General features: G+C 61.4%; 24 protein-coding genes. 16 read left to right on the top strand and 8 right to left on the bottom strand.

The annotated features are described in order from the left end of the window. Positions 1–99: 99 nt before the first annotated feature. Both WC597_RS12070 and WC597_RS12075 read left to right on the top strand, forming a co-directional pair. Complete coding sequence (locus WC597_RS12070; RefSeq protein WP_372693544.1) at positions 100–309, top strand: DUF2945 domain-containing protein; 210 nt, start codon at positions 100–102, stop codon at positions 307–309. Between the two features lie 39 nt (positions 310–348). Beyond that, positions 349–987: a DUF488 family protein gene (locus tag WC597_RS12075; RefSeq protein WP_372693670.1), complete on the top strand. Its 639-nt coding sequence runs from the start codon at positions 349–351 to the stop codon at positions 985–987. A 129-nt stretch (positions 988–1116) separates the two neighbouring features. On the opposite strand, the gene WC597_RS12080 is transcribed toward WC597_RS12075, so the two are convergent. Beyond that, the gene (locus WC597_RS12080; RefSeq protein WP_372693545.1) at positions 1117–1377 is read right to left on the bottom strand and encodes a DUF1971 domain-containing protein; all 261 of its coding nucleotides are present in this window, start codon (positions 1375–1377) and stop codon (positions 1117–1119) included. 71 nt (positions 1378–1448) lie between these two features. On the opposite strand from WC597_RS12080, the gene WC597_RS12085 reads away from it, so the two are divergent. Next, positions 1449–2639: an HPP family protein gene (locus WC597_RS12085; protein ID WP_372693546.1), complete on the top strand. Its 1191-nt coding sequence runs from the start codon at positions 1449–1451 to the stop codon at positions 2637–2639. An 87-nt stretch (positions 2640–2726) separates the two neighbouring features. Here WC597_RS12085 and hmpA read toward each other — a convergent pair whose 3' ends face one another. The 3 genes from hmpA to WC597_RS12100 are packed head-to-tail and all read right to left on the bottom strand — an operon-like array spanning position 2727 to position 5126. Next, entirely contained in the window at positions 2727–3932 is a 1206-nt protein-coding gene (gene hmpA, locus WC597_RS12090) for an NO-inducible flavohemoprotein (RefSeq protein ID WP_372693547.1), read from the bottom strand. A gap of 47 nt (positions 3933–3979) precedes the next feature. Continuing rightward, the gene (locus WC597_RS12095; protein ID WP_372693548.1) at positions 3980–4408 is read right to left on the bottom strand and encodes a group III truncated hemoglobin; all 429 of its coding nucleotides are present in this window, start codon (positions 4406–4408) and stop codon (positions 3980–3982) included. Positions 4409–4436: 28 nt separating this feature from the next. Beyond that, a complete protein-coding gene (locus WC597_RS12100; RefSeq protein WP_372693549.1) occupies positions 4437–5126 on the bottom strand; it encodes an alternative oxidase in 690 nt (229 codons plus the stop codon). A gap of 161 nt (positions 5127–5287) precedes the next feature. On the opposite strand from WC597_RS12100, the gene WC597_RS12105 reads away from it, so the two are divergent. The 10 genes from WC597_RS12105 (at position 5288) to WC597_RS12150 (ending at position 15649) form a co-directional block, all read left to right on the top strand. Further along, positions 5288–6763: a PAS domain S-box protein gene (locus WC597_RS12105; RefSeq protein WP_372693550.1), complete on the top strand. Its 1476-nt coding sequence runs from the start codon at positions 5288–5290 to the stop codon at positions 6761–6763. Continuing rightward, a complete protein-coding gene (fixJ, locus tag WC597_RS12110; RefSeq protein WP_372693551.1) occupies positions 6753–7361 on the top strand; it encodes a response regulator FixJ in 609 nt (202 codons plus the stop codon). Before WC597_RS12105 ends, fixJ begins: the two co-directional genes overlap by 11 nt. A gap of 542 nt (positions 7362–7903) precedes the next feature. Further along, on the top strand, positions 7904–8380 hold the full coding sequence (locus WC597_RS12115; RefSeq protein WP_372693552.1) for a MarR family winged helix-turn-helix transcriptional regulator: 477 nt from the start codon (positions 7904–7906) through the stop codon (positions 8378–8380). A 662-nt stretch (positions 8381–9042) separates the two neighbouring features. After that, a complete protein-coding gene (locus WC597_RS12120; RefSeq protein WP_372693553.1) occupies positions 9043–9777 on the top strand; it encodes an SDR family NAD(P)-dependent oxidoreductase in 735 nt (244 codons plus the stop codon). Next, positions 9777–10412 carry a 2-hydroxychromene-2-carboxylate isomerase gene (locus WC597_RS12125; protein WP_372693554.1) on the top strand — a complete coding sequence of 212 codons (636 nt, stop codon included), beginning with the start codon at positions 9777–9779 and terminating at the stop codon, positions 10410–10412. The genes WC597_RS12120 and WC597_RS12125 overlap by 1 nt, the downstream gene beginning before the upstream one ends. A 210-nt stretch (positions 10413–10622) precedes the next feature. Next, entirely contained in the window at positions 10623–11204 is a 582-nt protein-coding gene (locus tag WC597_RS12130) for a TIGR00730 family Rossman fold protein (protein ID WP_372693555.1), read from the top strand. A gap of 528 nt (positions 11205–11732) precedes the next feature. Beyond that, positions 11733–12380, top strand: a complete 648-nt coding sequence (locus tag WC597_RS12135) for a trimeric intracellular cation channel family protein (protein WP_372693556.1) — start codon at positions 11733–11735, stop codon at positions 12378–12380. Positions 12381–12744: 364 nt separating this feature from the next. Then, the gene (locus WC597_RS12140; protein ID WP_372693557.1) at positions 12745–13164 is read left to right on the top strand and encodes a GreA/GreB family elongation factor; all 420 of its coding nucleotides are present in this window, start codon (positions 12745–12747) and stop codon (positions 13162–13164) included. Continuing rightward, the gene (locus tag WC597_RS12145; RefSeq protein WP_372693558.1) at positions 13145–13732 is read left to right on the top strand and encodes a hypothetical protein; all 588 of its coding nucleotides are present in this window, start codon (positions 13145–13147) and stop codon (positions 13730–13732) included. The genes WC597_RS12140 and WC597_RS12145 overlap by 20 nt, the downstream gene beginning before the upstream one ends. A 318-nt stretch (positions 13733–14050) precedes the next feature. Beyond that, positions 14051–15649: an FMN-binding glutamate synthase family protein gene (locus WC597_RS12150; RefSeq protein WP_372693559.1), complete on the top strand. Its 1599-nt coding sequence runs from the start codon at positions 14051–14053 to the stop codon at positions 15647–15649. A 115-nt stretch (positions 15650–15764) separates the two neighbouring features. Here the strand turns inward: WC597_RS12150 and WC597_RS12155 are convergent, their stop codons facing one another. After that, entirely contained in the window at positions 15765–15995 is a 231-nt protein-coding gene (locus tag WC597_RS12155) for an SDR family NAD(P)-dependent oxidoreductase (RefSeq protein WP_372693560.1), read from the bottom strand. A gap of 67 nt (positions 15996–16062) precedes the next feature. Between WC597_RS12155 and WC597_RS12160 the strand changes: the two genes are divergently transcribed. Genes WC597_RS12160 through WC597_RS12170 form a run of 3 tightly spaced genes read left to right on the top strand, consistent with a single transcriptional unit; the run spans position 16063 to position 16752 of the window. Then, positions 16063–16248: a hypothetical protein gene (locus WC597_RS12160; RefSeq protein WP_372693561.1), complete on the top strand. Its 186-nt coding sequence runs from the start codon at positions 16063–16065 to the stop codon at positions 16246–16248. A 48-nt stretch (positions 16249–16296) separates the two neighbouring features. Then, positions 16297–16425: a hypothetical protein gene (locus tag WC597_RS12165; protein WP_372693562.1), complete on the top strand. Its 129-nt coding sequence runs from the start codon at positions 16297–16299 to the stop codon at positions 16423–16425. 60 nt (positions 16426–16485) lie between these two features. Further along, on the top strand, positions 16486–16752 hold the full coding sequence (locus WC597_RS12170) for a hypothetical protein (protein ID WP_372693563.1): 267 nt from the start codon (positions 16486–16488) through the stop codon (positions 16750–16752). A gap of 133 nt (positions 16753–16885) precedes the next feature. Here WC597_RS12170 and WC597_RS12175 read toward each other — a convergent pair whose 3' ends face one another. The 3 genes from WC597_RS12175 to WC597_RS12185 all read right to left on the bottom strand — a co-directional run bounded on the left by WC597_RS12175 (position 16886) and on the right by WC597_RS12185 (position 19077). Then, positions 16886–17176: a GFA family protein gene (locus WC597_RS12175; protein ID WP_372693564.1), complete on the bottom strand. Its 291-nt coding sequence runs from the start codon at positions 17174–17176 to the stop codon at positions 16886–16888. Between the two features lie 216 nt (positions 17177–17392). Further along, a complete protein-coding gene (locus tag WC597_RS12180; RefSeq protein WP_372693565.1) occupies positions 17393–18532 on the bottom strand; it encodes an ATP-binding protein in 1140 nt (379 codons plus the stop codon). Next, positions 18529–19077, bottom strand: coding sequence for a chemotaxis protein CheB (locus WC597_RS12185; RefSeq protein ID WP_372693566.1), 549 nt, complete (start codon positions 19075–19077; stop codon positions 18529–18531). The genes WC597_RS12180 and WC597_RS12185 overlap by 4 nt, the downstream gene beginning before the upstream one ends. Between the last annotated feature and the right edge of the window lie 13 nt (positions 19078–19090).

Below are 19090 nucleotides of genomic sequence, written 5' to 3' on the forward strand. Positions count from 1 at the left end.
GATTCAGGACCCGCCGTTTCCAAAATGGTCCCCAGAGCGGTCTGGTGGCGGCCGGGAACGAACCCGCCACGTCCGTCATTCATTCGTGAGGAGGCCACGATGGCTAAATATTTGGTGGGAGACCACGTCAGTTGGAATTCCGAAGCTGGCCGGGTGAACGGTCGGATCATCAAGGTCCACATGGGTGATTTCGACTACAAAGGACACCGCCATCGGGCCTCTAGGGATGCCCCCCAGTATGAGATCAAAAGTGACAAAACCGACCATGTTGCGGCCCATAAAGACGACGCGCTGACGAAGCTCGGCTGATGGCGACGGGATTCGACCATTGGCCATTCCAGTCGGAGCCTGGACGAGTTCTTACAAGTTCTGCGCCAGGCGCAGGTCGAAACGCTGGTCGACGTCAGATGGTTTCCGAGATCACGCACCAACCCGGTCTTCAATATCGAGCAGCTGCCCGGCGATCTCGCAACTAACCAAATCGGCTATCTGCACTACCCGCCACTTGGCGGGCGGCGACCCCGGCAGTGGGCCGTCGATCCTCGGCTCAACGCGATGTGGCGAGTTCAGAGTTTTCACAACTATGCCGACTACGCGCTCGGCAACGCCTTCGGCGACGCGTTCGATGAAATGGTCCGTCTAGGCCGCGAACGCCGAGTGGCGTTGATGTGTTTGGAAGCAGTGTGGTGGCGCTGCCATCGCCGCATCATTACAGACCACCTGCTGTTCCGTGGGAAGGAAGTCACACACCTGATGGCTATCGGAAAATCCGCTAAGGCGACCCCCACGCCCGGCGCCCAAAGATTGGAAGCGTCGAAAGTGATCTATCCCGCTGAGGCCTCTGCAGGCGATCTGGAGACGGGCGAAAAACTCGATCATGGTTTCGACGGAAGCCCCGACGCGAGCGAGTCCACTCGCACGTGGTCAACCGCGGGCCGCCTGTCTGCCGCTACGGCTTGCGTCGCTAGCACGGGTCGATGGTCGTAGAACTCGACTTGCATTCGCATCCGCCCCTCGGGTGTTACGAACTGCAATTGCTCAGGAAGAACCAGTCCTGGCTGGGGGGTCAGACGCCGCTCTTCGTTCGAGCCGACGATCGTATAGATGACCGCGCCCTCATGGAATGCGGATGACGTCCCAGACGCCAGCCTTCGTGCTGTGGTGGTGACGTAGTCCAGTCGGCAGGCTCGTTTCGTCGAACACGGCGTCGTCCAATAAGGTATGGATGTGGGCTCTTGGACCATGTCGGTGTTCTTTCCCTTTCCGGGACGGATGGATAACTAATATCGCGTGGTGGTGGCTATACGTTGAATCCTGGCCGACCAAACCCAGACTGCAATCTGAGGATCCACCATTCGGACCGTTCCGGCCCGTCATCGCCAGAGCCTACCAGCCCTGCGAACCTGCTCGATCGAACGACAGGGTCAGACTTAGCTGCGACGGGGGCGATGTCCGCTTTCGGTGATGTTAGAATTTCTGTCGTTCGGCGGCAGAACATTTGTCTTGAGGCCTATGCTTTACTCCGACACAAGCAGGCCGTGTTTCTTGGCGTTAGAAATTTCTTTGTCGCGGGCCTGTCGGTCCCTCGAACAGAAGCCGTCCGATCCAGTCTGGGGGCGTCCATCGGGATCGCGACCTGCGGAGTGCTCGCCCGCTGTCTGATCGAGGGCCGGATTTCCTTTTCGCCGCTGCTGGCCGCGCCAATCGGCGCCTCGGCCGTCCTCGTCTTCGCGTTGCCTGCCAGCCCATTGGCACAACCACGCGCCGTCATCGGCGGAAATGTGTTGTCGGCCATCGTGGGCCTGGCTTTCGGTTTCATTATTCCTGATCCGCTGCTGGCCTCGGTCGCAGCCGTCGGCATCGCCATCCTCGCCATGAGCCTGTTGGGCTGTCTTCACCCGCCCGGCGGCGCCATTGCTCTTGGCGCAGCGCTCGCCATGTCGTCGTCGTCGCCGCTCGGACTGGACTACCCCTTTGTCCCAGTTGGATTGTGTTCGGTCCTGCTCGTGATGGCAGGAAGCCTCTATGGGCGGGTCACGGGCCATACCTACCCCCGTCGCGTCGATCAGGTCCTCAGCCCTCACCGCACTGGCGATAACCCGCCCTTCCAGCGGTTTGGCTATACCCGTGCGGACCTCGACCAGGCGCTTGCGCACTACGGCGAGTTGCTGGACGTGAATCACAACGATCTCGACGCGGTCTTCCGCAATGTAGAAGTTCAGGCGCATCGACGGCTCCATGGCGCCATTCCCTGCGCCGACATCATGTCGCGCGATGTTATTTCATTGTTCGTCAGCCAGGCCGCGGACACCGCATTGGCCAAGCTTCAGGCTCACGATCTCAGGACCGCTCCCGTCGTCGATGCGCGCGGACGCGTAGTCGGTATCATTCGGCGTGCCGAACTGCTCGCTGGCGGTGTTTCGCCGGTGGGCCAGCTATTAGACCCCGTCGTCGCCACCGTGGGCTTGCAGACTCCGATCGAAGAACTCCTGCCTTCTTTATCAAGCGGCGCGATGCATGAAGCCCTGGTAATCGACGAAGATGACGTGTTGGTCGGCATCATCACTCAAACGGATTTGCTGGCCGTTCTCTATCGCGCGCACGTCGTCGAAGCCGTCGTATCGGCAAAGGCCGCCTGAAACTCCGTGGCGGGTCGCGCTGGACGGTTCCGACGCCTGGCGGCTCTCTCCGCCAGGCATCGATCGTCTCCAGGCCGGTCGCTTTGGTCAGGCCGCGAGGCTTCCATCAGCGGGACCGAAAAACTCATAGTGGATGCGGTCTGCCGAAACCCCGGCTGTTTTCAGGTCCAGCACGAGGGCACGAAGGAAGGGTCGAGGACCGCAGAGATAATAGTCTGCCTCCTGGATCGGCGTGTGCTCGGACAGCCAGGCGCCGGAAATCACGCCTTGGTGATCAAAGTTCCCTGCGTCATTCGCCGCGATCATTTCGTAAAATACGGTGCTGCGCACCCTCGGGTGAGCAGCTGTCAAGCGACGAACGTAATCGCCCATAGCGTGGGTCTTGGCGTCGTGCGCGCCATGGACGTAGTGGACCTCGGTCTCAGGATGTCGCGCCACGATCGCCTCCAACATGGAGACCATGGGCGTCAAGCCAACCCCGCCGGATAGCAGGACGACCGGGCGTTGCGGTTCTTCGGATAGGAAGAAGTCGCCTGCAGGCGCACCGACCTTCAGCACCATGCCGGGGCGGGCGTTGTCGTGCAGCCAGCCCGAGGCCAAACCCTGCGCCTCGCGCTTGACCGTGATGCGATAGGTTTCGTCGTTGGGTGCGCAGGAGATGGAGTAGTTGCGTTTGACTGGCGCATGGCCCGGCACATCGAACCAGAAGGTCAGATACTGGCCTGGGCGGTGACGCAGCACCGGGCCGCCATCGATCGGCTTCAGTATGAAGGAGGTGATGACCGAACTTTCGGGACGCACCTCGACCACTTCGAACGCTCGCCAGCCGTTCCAGCCGCCCTTAGATGCCCCCAGGTCCTCATAGATGGCGGCTTCGCGGGTGATTAGGATATTGGCCAGGAACCAGTAGGCTTCGCCCCAGGCGTTCAGGATTTCCTCGGTTGCAGCATCGCCCAGGACATGAGCGATGGCGCCCAGCAGAGCCTCTGCCACGTGCGGATAGTGTTCAGGGTGGATCTGCAGTCCGACATGCTTCTGGGTGATGCGTTCAACCGCAGCCGCAAGGGCGCCGAGATTCTCGATGTTCTTGGCGTAGGCAAGGATCGCGCCGGTCAGGGCGCGCGGCTGCGAGCCCGTGTCGCCCTGGTGGGACTGATTGAACAGGTCGCGGATCTCGGGGTTCTGGAACATCCGCGAATACATCTCGTGGACGATGTCGAGGCCGTGGGCTTCGAGAGCGGGAACGGTGGCTTTGACAAGCGCGATGGTGCGCTCACTGAGGGCTCGGGCCATCAGAGGTCTCCTTGGTGCAGCAATGTGAAGGGGGAGAAAAGAGCGAGCTAGGCGTTCGGAAAATCTGAGCCTGGCGGCTCACGGCGCTGGACGGCGATCCCAAGTTGAAGGCTCCGGGCGATCATTCGAGATTTGCCGACAAACAGCGCCGCCGCGTGGGGTGGGCAGACCTCGAGGGCAACCCGCTCGTAGATGTCCAGCCAGCGCTGGAAATGTGGTGCGCCGATATCGGGGATGCCGACATGAACCGCCATCGGAGTTCCTTTGAATCGGCCGCTCAGCAACAGCACGGACGACCAGAAGTCGCACAGCTTGTTCAGGTGCTCATCCCAGGCCCGGCCAATTGCCCGGTCGAAGATCGGGCCGAGGAGCGGATCCATCCGAACCTCGGCGTAGAAGCTATGCACAAGATCATGGATCATCGATTCCGTGACGCCTGCGGCAACGCCCGGACCCAGGCGTGGAGATGGGGTCATGGCTGTCTCGACGCAGTCACAGGGTCTCTCAAGCGGCCGTCTTCCACGTAGGCTCGAGCGTGACGTGCGGCGGGCAGGGGGCGACCGCCTGGATGGGAAGTCCGCCGAGTTCGTTGGCGTATCCGTGATTGACGTCGCGGTGGTGGGCCTCATCGGCCCGTACGACCAGAACCACGTCGCGTAGGGTCGCTGTATCCGCCAAACCCCAGTAGCGCTTGGCGATCTCGGGCGCCGCCACATTGGGTGAACGCCCCTCGTCGATTTCTGCGAGATAGTGGGTGTAGCTGGTTACGGCTTCCTCCTCGAAATAGCCAACTACGCGGTGAGCCGTCTTCGAGGACACGAGATAAAGACCGAAGAAGAAGAGATAGAAGACCCATTGCACCGAGACGATGACGAAGCGTTCGAACAGCGTGGGCTTGGAGATTTCGATGAAGGTCATCAGGTGCATGCGTTCGTTTTCCGCCTCGTCCATCAGCGTCTTGATCCAGCCCTTGTCGTCGCACATCCGGCGCAGGCAGGTCAGGTGGTTGATCGTGGCGCCGACCATTCCAGGCACTGCGGCGACGGTCTCAAGCACCACGGCGCGGTGACCGTAACGCTTGGCGAAAAACGTGTCGGCGCAGAAGCGAAGCAGCTTGGTGAAGCTGAATGCCACCCGGTCCGAGATGCCTTTTGGCTGATGATGGACCGAGAGATCGACGAGGGGGGCGGTCATGGCCTGGTTCCTTGAGGTCCGGGAGACCTCCGGGCCGCGTTGGGCGGCGTTTGAAGTTGATGACGGTGTAGAAGGAGGCAATCGTCGTCGATATTTGGGTCTTGTCCCTAAGGGGAATCTCGGAGGCGGCATCGGCCGTCAAACCGGGTTATGGAGTGTCGATGCGAGCCATCCAGCCCCCTGAGACGGCCCCGTCCTCACTTATCCAGCCGGCGCCGGCCTGGGTTGCATTGGCGGCGACCCTGTTTGTCGGCGCATTCGGCGTGGGGCTGCGCTTGATCCTGGGCGAAACCCTTGGAGACCACGGCGCCTTTCTGGTTTTCGTGCCTGCCGTGGTGGCCGGGGCCGCACTTGGCGGTTGGGGCCCCGGAATCTTGGCGACGGTGTTGACCCTGGCCGCCGGGTTTCTGCTTACGCCCTTCAGCCAGGCCCTCGTCATCGAGGCTGTGTTGTTCTGCGGGGTCGCGGTGACCGTGACTGTCGGCGGCGAGTGGTTTCAACGTGCTCACCGGGATCTGTCAGCGCGCGAGACCCATCTCCGCCTGATCCTTAATACTGTCCCCGATGCGATGATTCTGATCGACGAGAAGGGTGTGATGCGCGCCTTCAGCCCGACGGCGGAGCGACTTTTCGGCTGGCCGGTCGATGAGGCTGTTGGCCAGAACGTCAACATCCTGATGCCCGATCCTCACCGTGAGGCGCACGATACCTATCTTGAGCGATACTACCGAACCGGCGAGCGCCGCATCATCGGCCGGGGGCGGATCGTCATGGGTCAACGCCGGGACGGCTCGACATTTCCGATGGAGCTGGCGGTCGGTGAAATGCGCACTTCCGAGGGCCGCTTTTTCACGGGGTTCGTGCGAGACCTCACCGAACGGCAGCAGGCCCAGGCCCGGCTTCAGGAGGTTCAGGAGGATCTGGTCCGGGTGTCCAGACTGACTGCGCTCGGCGAGATGGCGTCAGCCCTTGCGCATGAGCTCAATCAGCCTCTTGCTGCGATCACCAACTACCTCAAGGGTTCCAAACGTCTGTTGCAAGCCCAAGCGATATCAGATGATCGTCTGACCCACGCGATCAGTGAAGCGGCCAAACAGGCCCTGCGCGCGGGCGAGATTATCCGGCGCCTGCGCGACTTCGTCGCTCGCGGAGAGAGTGAGCGTCGCATTGAGGATCTTGTTGCACTGGTCGAGGAAGCTGGCGCTCTGGCGCTGGTCGGCGCCCGGGAGGCAGGCATACAGGTTGAGTTCGACATGGATCCGCTCGTCGGCGGCGTCCTGGTGGACAAGGTCCAGATCCAGCAGGTCCTGTTGAACCTCATTCGCAACGCGATGGAGGCCATGGAAAATACGACATCAAAACGGCTGGCTATACGGGTGTCCGGGGAGGAGGATATGGCTCGTGTATCGGTCTCGGATACCGGCTCTGGCATTGGATCGGAAACTGCAGAGCACCTGTTCGAGCCCTTCAGAACCACCAAGCGGACAGGGATGGGCGTGGGCCTGTCGATTTCCCGCACCATCATCGAAGCTCATGGCGGCAAGATCGAGTTCGAAGCCCTGCCGCAAGGCGGCACAGTTTTCCACCTTACCCTTCAGCGCGCCAGCCTTGCAGAGGATTTGCCCCATGACAGCTGAGCTGACGGTGTACGTCATCGATGATGACGAGGCAGTCCGCGACTCGACGGCATTTTTGCTCGAGACCGCAGACCTGAAGGTGCGGACCTATGAATCGGCGGAGACCTTCCTGGCTGAGCGCGACAGAGCGCCTGGGTGCGTCATCACAGATGTGCGTATGCCCGGCATCAATGGTTTGGAGCTGGCCCGAAGGATCAGAGATTCCGGATCGAACGAGCCTGTGATCGTGATCACGGGGCATGCGGACCTGCCTCTCGCGATAGAAGCGATGCGCGCAGGCGTCATCGATTTCGTGGAAAAACCTTTCGACGATGAAGTTTTGTTGGGCTCGATCAGCCGTGTTCTCGGACAGGCGGAAGGTGCGCTGTCCGCTGAAGGGCAGCGCCGGGAGATGGCGTCTCGCTTCGACAGCCTGTCACAACGAGAGCGAGACGTTCTCCTTGGCCTGGTGCAGGGACACCCGAACAAGGTGATTGCTTACGATCTGAACATAAGCCCCCGCACGGTCGAGGTGTACCGCGCCAATCTGATGACCAAGATGAAAGCGGGAAGTCTGTCGGAACTCGTGAGGATTTACCTGACGCTCCACCCTGCCTGATTTTCGATGCGCCCTTCCCTCAGGAAGCAGGTCGTGGTTATATCGGACTACGATACAATCTCGGTTTCGAGGTGGCGTGATGGACAGTGTTTCAAGGCAGCAAGATCTGGCCTGCCCGCATGAGCTCCAGATTTCCGTCCGTTTCGACGAGGGGTCTTGGATTGTCGACTGCAGTCCGACGTTCGAGATTTTAAGCTATCCCTCCGGTGCGGCTGCTGAAGAAGCGGCGCGTCGGCTAGCCGCCCGGTTTGCCCAACAGGGGCAGGGGGTTCACGTCGTCATAGAAGATCGCCGGCATGCTCTCGTAGGGACACAGACCTACTTTGCCAGCGAGCTCGGCCAGCCCCGCAACTCGGAGATTTAGGCATGACGCGGGTTCTAATAGCAGCGGCGTCTGGAATGGCCTTGCTACTACTGGGCATATTCATGCTGGTGTATGGAAACCTCACAGCCAATCATACTGCCCGCTGGATGGCGATACTCCTAATCCCCCTCGCATTAGGCCTGCTCGGCTGGTCGGTTTTTGACCGCAACCGGCGACTATGAAAACTGTGACCACTTCCGCAGGTTGTTCGGGGCCAAAGTCTGTGGATACAGACACTTCGCCAGACGCTCTGACGCAGACAGATTTCCAGACCCTGGCGAGATTTCGGGTAGCGATAAGGCAATATCTGGCCTTTGCGGAACAGGGCGCCAAGGCGGTTGGTTTGACGTCGCAGCAGCACCAGGCGCTTTTGATCATAAAGTCCCAAGGCTACTCGGGGCCGGTTAAAATTGGGGATGTCGCCAGGCTTTTGCTTCTCAAGCCGCACAGCGCGGCTGGACTGATCGACCGTCTTGCGGAGAGCCGCCTTGTTGCGCGACGGTCTGCGCCGGAAGATCGGCGGGAGGTCGATGTCTGCCTCACCGCCGCCGGAGAAGATTGCCTTTCGAAGTTAACGGCTCGCAATCTGCAAGAACTCCGGATGGTCTCTCCTGAGCTCTCTACCCTGTTCGAGCAATTCGACGGCTTCGATTGAAATATACGTCCCTAGAGGCTTTTGATTAGCGAAAGTCATTCTAACAGCGCCATACCTGACGGTATTGGTCAGGTGCTCTCCCTCAAGTGTGGATCTAACAAGGGATCAACATAGGGGGCGGCACCGAACATACGCATGATGGTCCTGGTTGGCATGACCTGTCTTTTCTGGCGGGGTGGGCGCAAGCGGGCGACTGGCGCGAGCTTCCTCGAGAAGCCGGAGGGGCTGTCGCCGTCGATCGCTTGAGCTTTAGCCGGCGAGGGTCTCAACTGACGCTCGACATGATGGTCGCCATGCTGCCCGAGCGGCTCCTGCCAATTTATGGAATCAGTCAGGTGGTGATCCAGTGCGACACCAAGACTGTCGCTATCGGAGGGATGCAGTTTTTCCTCGCGAATGGTGACCCTTTTGGAGCGAGGACTTCCGCTCTCGATTCAGGGCCTTTTACACTGACAGATCCGGTCGGGGCTGCCGCCAGGCCCCGGAGACGGCGCTTTGGCCTTTTTAAATCGGTGTAAGGCGTTGCGGAGTAGGCCAGGGTCGAACTTCGACCGGCGCGCTGCGCCGCTTCACCGTAGCCGATCGACGACGAACAGGTCTGCCGCTCCATTGACTTGGGGTAAGTTTCGATATGAAACGGTCTGGCGCGTTCGGAGATCACCATGTCGCTCAAGCCTTCCTGCCTGATCGTGGGCGCCGGAGACGGAGTCGGGTCGGCGATCGCCCGCGCGTTCGCCCGTGAGGGTTTGGCCGTTTGCATAACGCGGCGCCCCCGCAATTTCGACCAACTACAAGCTGTCGCCGCCTCCATTCGCGCCGAGGGCGGCGAGGCCCATGCCTTCGGCGTCGACGCCCGGATCGAGGCCGAGATGATCGGCTTGGTGGATCACATCGAGGCCGAGGTCGGTCCCTTGCAGGTCGTGGTGTTCAACATCGGCGCCAACGTGCGCTTTCCCATCATCGACACGACGGCCCAGGTCTATTCCAAGGTGTGGGAGATGGCGGCCCTGTCCGGCTTCTTCACCGGGCGAGAAGCCGCCCGGGTCATGGCTCCGCGGGGCAAGGGCACGATCCTGTTCACCGGCGCCACGGCATCCACCCGGGGGGGCGCCGGGTTCTCGGCTTTCGCCGGGGCTAAGGCGGCGCTGCGCCAACTCGCCCAGAGCCTGGCCCGCGAAATGGGGCCGCAGGGCATCCACGTCGCCCATGTCGTGGTGGACGGCATGATCGACGGCGTCTTCGCCCGCTCGATCGCGCCCGACATCCAGGCGCTGCTGGACGCGGACGCCGTACTCAAGCCCGATGAGATCGCGAAGAATTACGTCTGGCTGCACAACCAGCAGCGCAGCGCCTGGACCTTCGAACTCGACCTCCGCCCGTGGAAGGAAAACTGGTGATGCCGAAAACCATCGACTTCATTTTCGATTTCGCCAGCCTAAACGCCTATCTGGCGTATCGCGCCCTGCCGGTTTTGACCGAACGGACCCGTGCGAAGCTCAATGTCATTCCCTGCCTCCTGGGCGGCATCTTCAAGGCGACCGGCAATCAGGCGCCCTTCAGCGCCTATGCCGGGATCAAGGGAAAACTGGACTACGAGATGCTCGAGATTCGGCGCTTCGTCCAGGCGCACCGCCTCACCGCCTTCCAGATGAATCCCCATTTTCCCGTCAACAGCCTGTTGGCCATGCGGGCGCTGACCGCCTGCGCGCCGGGCGAAGAGTTCGATGCTTATATCGACGCCGTCCTGGCGGGCTTCTGGGAGCGCGGCCTGCTAATGTCTGACCCGGCCGTTCTGGCTTCGATCCTGACGGAGGCGGGTCTCGACGCTGATCGGCTGCTTGCATCAGCGCAGAGCGATACAGTGAAAGCGAAATTGACGGACAATACGGCGGCGGCTGTCGAGCGCGGCGCCTTCGGAGTCCCCACGTTCTTCGTCGGTGACGAGATGTTCTTCGGCAAGGAACGCCTGGGCCAGATCGAGGCGCTGGTGGCTCCCGGCGCCGAGGCGCCAGCGGGACATCCGTCTCGTTGAGTTTTTCTCCGAGATGGGTCGAGAGTAACGTCAGGTAAGGGTCGAGTTGCGACATAGCTATCTGGCCCCACACCGGACCCTGGCCAGGCGGCCCGAAAGCGGACGCCGCCAAACTTCGGCCAAGGGTGGCTAGCGGATGCTTCATCGAAGGTGGCTTCGATCAATGGGATGCCGTATGCGCCTCGGCGTCAAAGTTTCCGAGGTTCGGTCATGCGTCGTCTCTGTGTATTTTCCGGTTCAAGCAGCGGTGTATCGCCCGACTACAGAAAGGCTGCCGAAGACCTTGGCAGGTTGATTGCCGGTCAGGGGATCGGTCTCGTTTATGGTGGTGCTGCTGTTGGTCTGATGGGGGCGGTAGCTGACGCCGCGCTAGCAGCGGGCGGCGAGGTGATTGGAGTCATCCCGGAGGCACTGGTTCAGCGCGAGGTGGCCCACAAAGGGCTTAATGACCTTCGGATCGTCGGCTCTATGCACGAGCGAAAGCAGCTAATGGCTGACCTCTCGGACGGTTTCATCGCCTTACCCGGTGGCATCGGCACGTTCGAGGAACTTTTCGAAGTGTGGACGTGGACCCAGCTCGGCACCCATGCCAAGCCTTGCGCTCTATTAAACGTTAAGGGCTTCTACAATCACCTGCTCGCCTTCCTCGACCATGTCATTGACGAAGCTTTCCTGAAGCAGGTTCACCGAGACATGATTGTGGTGGCGAACGAGCCAACCGCTCTGCTTGACGCTCTGAAGACCCATCGGTTGCCTACCGAAACGAAGTGGATCGGCAAAGAGGAACGGTGAGATTTGACTTTGTCCGTAACGGGTCGAGCCCGACCTTAGGCACACTGCCGGATAACGGACATCCGCCCGAGGATCGGAGGTCGCCTTTCGGACATGGCTCCAATGACCGCTACTGGCGGATCCTGTTAAAAAAGTCAGGTAGCGGCTGGAACGGTGCAAAATGCGAGCGGCGCGTGAAGTCCTGCTCCAACGAAATCAATCGCCTAGTTTTCGCGGCGTCGCCAGATTGGGCCAAATGGGCCGACCACCGCGGGCTCGCCGACTTTTTCAGCAGTATCGGCGCATTTCGGTCATTGCTCACGGACCGCCGCGTTTGACTCAACGCGGCGATTGGACGTCTGCTTTGGAGCACTGCCCAAGCACCGTGGTTTCGGTTGGCGGCGACTGGCGAGATCGACCTTCCGGCCACAGCGCGTTTCGCCCATCAGCCGAAGAGCGGACAAGGTTCTGTCCGCTATGAGATCGGTAAGTCAGGCGATCTATAAGGTCGATGGTGCTAGTCCATTAGTGCTCCAAGGATTTACCATCGTGATCCAGACCCACGGGACCGACGAATTTCTGCGCGCTCTCGTGCTGGTCCTGGATCTCTGCGGCACATTCGCCTTCGCCCTCAGCGGCGCTATGGCGGGCGTGCGTCGGCGGCTCGACCTGTTTGGCGTGCTAGTGCTGTCCTTCGCGGCCGCCACCTTCGGCGGCATAGCCCGGGACGTGCTGATTGGCGCGTCGCCGCCCGCGGCCCTGCAGGACTGGCGGTATCTGGCGGTGTCCCTGAGTGCCGGAACTATCGTATTTTTCTGGTCGTCCGTGATCGAGAAGCTGCGGAATCCCGTCCGCATGCTCGATGCCATGGGCCTCGCGCTGTTCGCCGTCGCCGGCACGGAGAAGGCCCTCTTCTTTGGCTTGAGTCCGGCGATGGCTGCCCTGCTAGGAATGCTGACGGGCATCGGGGGAGGGGTCGCACGCGATGTCCTCTTAGCGGAAATTCCGGCGGTGCTTCGGTCGGACCTGTATGCGGTGGCCGCGCTGGCCGGCGCGGCGATCGTGGCCGGGGGCAGTCTGCTACATCTGCCCGTGCTCGTCACGGCGCTGGCCGGCGGCCTTGCGTGTTTCGGTCTGCGGGTGGTGGCGATTCGGCGGGGGTGGAGACTGCCGATCGCGGGTGCCGGAAGCGGCTAGATCGCTTTTTGGCCGAATGCCGGTTCGGATCCCGGAAGAAAGACTTACGAGGCCGGCCCAAAGTTGACAGTCAGGGTCTCGGGAGCGCACAGTCCCCGTAATGTGGAAACGCGCCGTACATAAGCGGGATACGCTTCACGCAGGACGCTTCGTCGGAGGCGTCTAGCCCCAAACTCGTATTGAGCGAACGCTCAGGGTTTGGGGATTGTTTCCTTGCACGCGATTTACAGTATAAGCCGCCTCGATAACGCCGATGACGTGCTGTCGTGCGTGCGAAACCTTGCTTTCATTTAGTCAACCCATGCGCCGTTTGGTGCGGCTCAGTCGCGCCCTGTTCCGGTCGCAGGCGACAAGGACGTTCGTCATGACAAAAACCCTTTCAAAGGCGATCAGAAAGCCTCGGCTTCTGATCACCACCCAAGACCACGCAATCCTCGCCTCAATGATCGGCAGCGCGCCGTCCTCGGCAGCGGCCCTGTTGCTCGAGGAGGAGCTCGACCGGGCCGTGATGGTGGACGAGACCTCGGACACGCGACCCTTCTGCCGGATCGGCAGCTGGATCACCTACGAGGATCACAGCAGCGGCCAAATTTGGGAAATCCGGCTGGTTCTGCCGGCGGACGCCGATATCGACAAGCGATGGGTTTCAGTCTTCAGCCTCGTCGGCGCCGCGCTCCTCGGCTTGGCTGTCGAGGCTGAATTCGGCTGGGTCGACGACAGAGGCCGGCCGCACCGGTTAAAGGTTCTGGACGTGGTGAGTTCTCATGACGCGCATGTCTTCTAGCGACGCGACGTTGCTGCAAGCCGCCGCATCGGAAGCGATAAGCGCCGCGTGGTGGGATCGTCTCGATCTAGAGGCCCGCCGTCCCGGCGAGGCCAATACGGACCTGATCCTCGGCAAGGCGGCCGAGCTCGCCTTCTCGCCCATTGCCCGCGACCAGCTGATGTCCCTCGCGCTGGTGACGGGCGTGCGAGACACTGGCGGCACTAAGGTGTTGGTCGAAACGTCCGTGCCTTCTGCAGAGCGGGCGGTGATTGCAGAGCGCGTTCTCAGACAGGGGCCCCACAAGGCCTCGGAGACTGACGCATTGGTGGCCGAGATCGAGGAGCGCAACACGCGGGATCTGGACCATGACGCCCGTTTCGACCTCCTGCCGCAGCGTATCCGGCAGGACGCAGCGCTCCAGGAGTTACTGTGGGATCACCCCGCCATTCCTGCCCGCGACGACGTCCGGCTGGCAATGCTCTGCTCGATCCCAAAGCTTTTCGAACGCGTCGAGACACTATCCGGCGGCTTGCCCTGGCGGCTTGTCACCCCCTGGCTCAATCGCATTACTGGTAGAGGCGCGTGATGAGGCAACGACACAACATCGTAGGTTCTGAGGTCGGGCGTCCTAGGCCGCCTTTCTACACACGCAGCAATCTGAGACTTCAGGTCATGAAGCCTCACAAGAGGAGGCGCTGGATCATCCTTTCATTGGCCGGCGCTGGCTGTCTTGGGCTGATCTTCGTGGCGGTTGGCTGACTTTCAGCACCGCCGGACGGCCGCAGGTTTAGGATTCCTTGCGGCTGTTAGAATGGGCTTTCTGAACGCCTCCAAAAGTCCATCCGTGTGGACGTCATTTTTGCCCGGTCAACGATACGTCTCTGGACCGGGTTGGGAGTTTCTCGTGTCACTCATTCGATTTGCCCCTCTTGCGGCGAGTCTCGTTGCATTGCTTTTGGTCATCCCATCGCTTCCTGCCTATTGGGCGTGGCTGGTGTTCGCCCTGTCGGGGACCCTGTCTGCGCTGGGAGTGTATGATCTGGGCCAGCCGGCGCACTCGGTTCGACGGAACTACCCGGTTGTCGGTCGTCTTCGCTGGCTCTTCGAGGATATCCGCCCTGGCATCAGGCAATATCTATTCGAAGACGAGCACGAGGAGACGCCGTTCTCCCGTAGCCAGCGCTCGCTGGTGTACGCGCGCGCCAAAAATGAGGTCAGCGACCGTCCTTTCGGCACGCTTCTGGATGTGTACGAGAACGGCTACGAGTTCATCGCGCACTCGACAAGGCCGGTTCCCGCAGCCGATCCCGGCGCTTTCAGGATTTTGATAGGTGGCAAGGACTGTCGGCAGCCTTACTCTGCTTCAATCTTCAACATCTCTGCGATGAGCTTTGGCGCGCTGAGCGCCAACGCGATTCGAGCGCTGAACAAGGGCGCCAAGCTTGGTGGTTTCGCCCACGACACGGGGGAAGGCTCAATCAGCCCTTATCACCGCGAGCATGGCGGCGACCTCATTTGGGAGATTGGAAGCGGCTACTTCGGATGCCGCGACGATCAGGGCAGGTTCAATCCCCGTCGCTTTGCCGAGCAAGCGGTGAATCCACAGGTTCGAATGATCGAATTGAAAATCAGCCAAGGTGCGAAGCCCGGGAAAGGCGGAATCTTGCCTGGGCAAAAGGTCACCCCCGAAATCGCTCTTACACGCGGCATTCCGGTCGGCCGCGATTGCATATCCCCGCCTGGGCACTCGGCCTTCAGCACCCCTCTCGAACTGATCCATTTTATCGCTCAGCTGCGTGCGCTGTCCGACGGAAAGCCGGTTGGGTTCAAGCTGTGTGTGGGTCAGCCTTGGGAGTTTATGGGCATTGTGAAGGCGATGCTCGAAACAAACATCTTGCCTGATTACATCGTCGTCGATGGCGCTGAGGGCGGCACGGGCGCCGCGCCTCTCGAATTTGCAGACCACCTGGGCATGCCCCTTCGTGAGAGCCTGCTCTTTGTTCACAACACCCTCGTGGGTGCGGGCTTGCGGGACCAGATTAAGGTAGGCGCCGCCGGCAAAATCGTCAGCGCTTTCGACATCGCGACGGTGATGGCGCTTGGCGCGGATTGGACCAATGCGGGACGCGGTTTTATGTTCGCCATCGGCTGCATCCAGTCTCTCTCATGCCATACGAACCAGTGCCCCACCGGCGTCGCCACGCAGGACCCCATGCGTCAGAGAGCGCTCGTGGTAAGCGACAAGGCCGAGCGCGTGCACAACTTCCATCGGAACACGCTGCTGACCTTGTCTGAGATGATCGCTGCAGCGGGCCTGGACCATCCGAGCAGGCTTGGTCCCCACCATCTCGTACGTCGTGTCAGCCTGACGGAGATCAGACTGTTCTCGCAGCTGCATATTTTCCTCGAGAAGGGCGAGTTGTTGGGGGGCGACTGTGACCGGGACTTCTATGGCGCAGCATGGCGTCTCGCGACGCCGGAAAGCTTCGACATGGCGACCTAGCCCAATCAGCTGTCCTGCCGGCGATGCTTCGAAAGTTCGCCGAAACGCGGTCGATCGAAAATCAGCTCTCGGCGCGAAGGGGCTGCTCAGTGTGCTCAGGGTTAGAGCGTGAAGATCACACTGAACGTTGGAGCGCTGGGCGTAGACCCGTGGCCGCGACCGCCGCAGCGATGCTGTCAGGATCGGTGACGTCCAGAGGGAGCACCTGCAAATGCCCTGCGGCGGGCGGGGTGCTCGCGGTCGGGTCGCGCATGGTGGCGACGACGTTCCAGCCCTTGTCGAGAAACTCCAGCGCGGTCTCGCCGCCGAAGCCGGTCGAACAGCCGGTGATGAGGACAGTTTGCATGGGAAACTCCTTGCGGGGACGAAATGAGGCTTAAAAATGAAGCATCCTTCAGCTTTGGAATTCGCATTTGAACCGGCCCAACCCCACGCTGCTGCAGCCCCGCAAATCGCCGCAACAGGCCCGCTCCGCCGCCACGATCGAGGCGATCCGGCAGGCGACCATTCAGGTTTTTTTGCTGGCCGACGGCGCGGGGCGGCTGACGACCACGCGCGTCGCCGAGCGGGCAGGCGTTTCGGTTGGCACGACGTATTAGTACTACCCGCACAAGCAGGCCCTGCTGTTCGGGATCGTGGGGAGGCAGTTGCTTCTGATCGAAGAAACGATGTGCGCCGAGTCCGACCGCCTGATGGGGGCGGGCCTGAAGACCTTGGCGGAAGGATTGGCGGCGGCGTGGCTCGACGCCAAGATGGCGGACATGGTGTGGTCGTGAGCGATCTAGGGGATTGCCGCCGAGTTCGATCTTTCCGTCCCGATGGGGCGGGCGGCAAAAGTGCTGACGGAGATGTTCGACGCCTTGCTGGCCAGTGCGCCGGACGCCCGATTTTCGGATCGGGCGTCCGTGGCCTTCATGCTGGCGGCCTTGCTGGGCGGATCGGTGCGCATGGTGATGGAGGCCGATCCCTCCGATGGCAATCTGGAGCGGTTGCGTGTCTGCCGCGCGCTTGCCATGCCTATCTCGTCGCAGCCCGCATCTAGGGTCCACGCTGTCCTTGGGACCCTGTTTCGGCCGAATGTCAGGTTTGGAGCGGAGGACTAATGACCGCTCCTGGCGCGCTGGCGACGTTACGTATGCCGCTCGCGAGGGTGTTGCGGTTTATCGAGAACGCACAGCCACGGTTCTCGACGGACTACCCACGATTCGTACTGAGGATCGAGCAACCCAGGCTCATCTAAACTCCCAAGGAAACTTCCACCTCATCGCCATTGAAGGCGACAACCCGGGACCCGCAGTCACCGCAGAACTGTCGATCGTACCCGGGCGAACTAAACCAGCTCCGCAGTTTACCAGAAACCTCGATGGCCTCGGCTTTGAAAACGACGAGAGGATTGAAAGCGGCGGCGTGAGCCTTTCGGCACGTCATGCAGTGACAGAGCCCTATCCGCAACGGTTCAGACCGAGCTCCGAAGCGGACCGCGCCGCAGGCGCATCCCCCAGAGAAGAGTATCGACGCTCCTAGCATGACAACTGCAACGCCGGGTCCGTTCGTTCGATCCGCAGCGGTTGGCGCGGCCCCCGAGCCGGCAATCGCGAGGCCAGCTTAACGGACGAATGCTGAAATTCTCCCAACGTCGGCTTTTGTCGCTCTGATGCCGTTGGCCGACTACCAATCACGGTATTGTCGAAATAAGGACTACTGTCAGTCCAACCCGGCTTCGATCGGCTGCAATACCCAGCTTCAGAATGACCGCAGCAGCCTCAGTGTGAAACAACTGCCCTGGTTCGTCCCGGCGCTGTGAACGGAGATGCTGCCTTTGTGCAACTCGACCAACTGTTTCACCAGCGAGAGACCGATCCCGAGCCCATCAGACGATCGGGCGTCTGGACCTGCAACCTGGGTGTAAAGGTCGAACACCTTGCTCTGCATTTCAGGGGATATCCCGACGCCGTCGTCGGTGACCGCGATCTCGACGAAGTCCGCCCCTACAGTGGCCACAAGTTCGATGCGGCCTCCGGGCGGCGTATATTTGGCGGCATTCGTCAGAAGATTGCTCACAACCTGTGAAAGCCGGGTGAAGTCGGCCATGACCCAGATCGGCTCATCAGGCAGATCGACGCTGAGCGTGTGGCGTCCGGCGTCGATCTTGGGCCGGCTGGTCTCGATGGCTGAATCGAGCACGGTCTGGAGCGAGACCCGTTCGAGCCGGAGGGTGATCTTGCCCTGGTCGATGCGCGAGATGTCGAGCAGGTCCTCGACCAACCGAGACAGGTGGAAGACCTGAGTGGCCATGCGTTCCCGGATCAGCCTGACCTTGACCGGGTCGACCTCGCGCTCGACCAGCTGCAGGCCTGCGCTCAGGGCCATCACCGGATTGCGAAGCTCGTGACCCAGCACAGCGAGGAACTGGTTCTTGCGTTGGTTAGCGGTCCTGAGGGCGGCGGCATGGGCTTCGAGTTCATCGCGCTGCGCGAGGATCTGCCGCCGCTGGCGGTAGAGATCGACGAAGACCTCCGCCTTGCTCCGCAGGACGTCGGCTTCGATCGGCTTCTGGATGAAATCCACAGCACCGGCTTCGTAACCTCTGAATCGCCGCTGTTGGTCGGAACTGCCGGCAGTGACGAAGATGATCGGCACATGATGTGTTCGGGTGTTGCCCCGCATGTATTCGGCCAGCTGGAAACCATCCATGCCCGGCATCTGGACGTCGAGCAGCGCCAGGGCCACGTCGTGGGAAAGCAGCAACTCGAGCGCTTCGTCGCCGGAGCGGGCTTTCAGGAACGTCAGGCCGTCGCGACGCAGCAGCGCCTCGAGCGCGAGGAGGTTTTCCTCCAGGTCATCGACCAGGAGCAGCGTCGCCGGAGCCTCGAAATATGTCATCGGGCAAGCTCCGCGAGGTAGTGAGCAATCTCTTCCAGACGCATCGTCGGCGCGCCAGGGCAGGCCTTCAGCGCCGCCTCGGGCATGGCCGAGGCATAGGCATGCTCGGGATCTTCTACAATGACGCGCCCTCCAGCGAAGCTTATCGCCTGAAGGCCGGCGGCGCCATCCTCGTTGGCGCCGGTGAGGATGACGCCGATCAGGTCCGCGCCGAAGGCGTCGGCGGCGCTTTCGAACAGTACATCGATGGACGGCCGGGAATAGTTCACGGCTTCATCCGACGACAGGGCGAGTGTCCGGTCCGCTTCCACAAGCAAATGATAGTCGGAAGGGGCGAGATAGGCCGTGCCTGTCCTGATCGTCTCCTTGTCCTCCGCTTCCTTGATCCGAATGCTGCACCGCGACTGCAGGAGCGGCACAAGGGCGTTATCGCGGTCGGGGGGAACATGCACCGCGACCAGCAGAGCGAACGGATAATCCTCGGGTAGGGCGGGCAGGATTTCGAGCAGCGCCTGCACCGCGCCGGCCGAGGCGCCGATCGCCACGGCTTTCGCTTTG

This window comes from Brevundimonas sp., assembly GCF_041648115.1.
In the GTDB taxonomy this organism is placed as follows: Bacteria; Pseudomonadota; Alphaproteobacteria; order Caulobacterales; family Caulobacteraceae; genus Brevundimonas.

Excerpts from the sequence above, each read along its gene's own strand:
- WC597_RS12070 (WP_372693544.1), top strand. The coding sequence starts at position 100 with ATGGCTAAATATTTGGTGGGAGACCACGTCAGTTGGAATTCCGAAGCT.
- WC597_RS12080 (WP_372693545.1), bottom strand. The coding sequence starts at position 1,377 with ATGACGGGCCGGAACGGTCCGAATGGTGGATCCTCAGATTGCAGTCTG.
- WC597_RS12085 (WP_372693546.1), top strand. The coding sequence starts at position 1,449 with ATGTCCGCTTTCGGTGATGTTAGAATTTCTGTCGTTCGGCGGCAGAAC.
- hmpA (WP_372693547.1), bottom strand. The coding sequence starts at position 3,932 with ATGGCCCGAGCCCTCAGTGAGCGCACCATCGCGCTTGTCAAAGCCACC.
- WC597_RS12095 (WP_372693548.1), bottom strand. The coding sequence starts at position 4,408 with ATGACCCCATCTCCACGCCTGGGTCCGGGCGTTGCCGCAGGCGTCACG.
- WC597_RS12100 (WP_372693549.1), bottom strand. The coding sequence starts at position 5,126 with ATGACCGCCCCCCTCGTCGATCTCTCGGTCCATCATCAGCCAAAAGGC.
- WC597_RS12105 (WP_372693550.1), top strand. The coding sequence starts at position 5,288 with ATGCGAGCCATCCAGCCCCCTGAGACGGCCCCGTCCTCACTTATCCAG.
- fixJ (WP_372693551.1), top strand. The coding sequence starts at position 6,753 with ATGACAGCTGAGCTGACGGTGTACGTCATCGATGATGACGAGGCAGTC.
- WC597_RS12115 (WP_372693552.1), top strand. The coding sequence starts at position 7,904 with ATGAAAACTGTGACCACTTCCGCAGGTTGTTCGGGGCCAAAGTCTGTG.
- WC597_RS12120 (WP_372693553.1), top strand. The coding sequence starts at position 9,043 with ATGTCGCTCAAGCCTTCCTGCCTGATCGTGGGCGCCGGAGACGGAGTC.
- WC597_RS12125 (WP_372693554.1), top strand. The coding sequence starts at position 9,777 with ATGCCGAAAACCATCGACTTCATTTTCGATTTCGCCAGCCTAAACGCC.
- WC597_RS12130 (WP_372693555.1), top strand. The coding sequence starts at position 10,623 with ATGCGTCGTCTCTGTGTATTTTCCGGTTCAAGCAGCGGTGTATCGCCC.
- WC597_RS12140 (WP_372693557.1), top strand. The coding sequence starts at position 12,745 with ATGACAAAAACCCTTTCAAAGGCGATCAGAAAGCCTCGGCTTCTGATC.
- WC597_RS12145 (WP_372693558.1), top strand. The coding sequence starts at position 13,145 with ATGACGCGCATGTCTTCTAGCGACGCGACGTTGCTGCAAGCCGCCGCA.
- WC597_RS12155 (WP_372693560.1), bottom strand. The coding sequence starts at position 15,995 with ATGCAAACTGTCCTCATCACCGGCTGTTCGACCGGCTTCGGCGGCGAG.
- WC597_RS12175 (WP_372693564.1), bottom strand. The coding sequence starts at position 17,176 with ATGCTAGGAGCGTCGATACTCTTCTCTGGGGGATGCGCCTGCGGCGCG.
- WC597_RS12180 (WP_372693565.1), bottom strand. The coding sequence starts at position 18,532 with ATGACATATTTCGAGGCTCCGGCGACGCTGCTCCTGGTCGATGACCTG.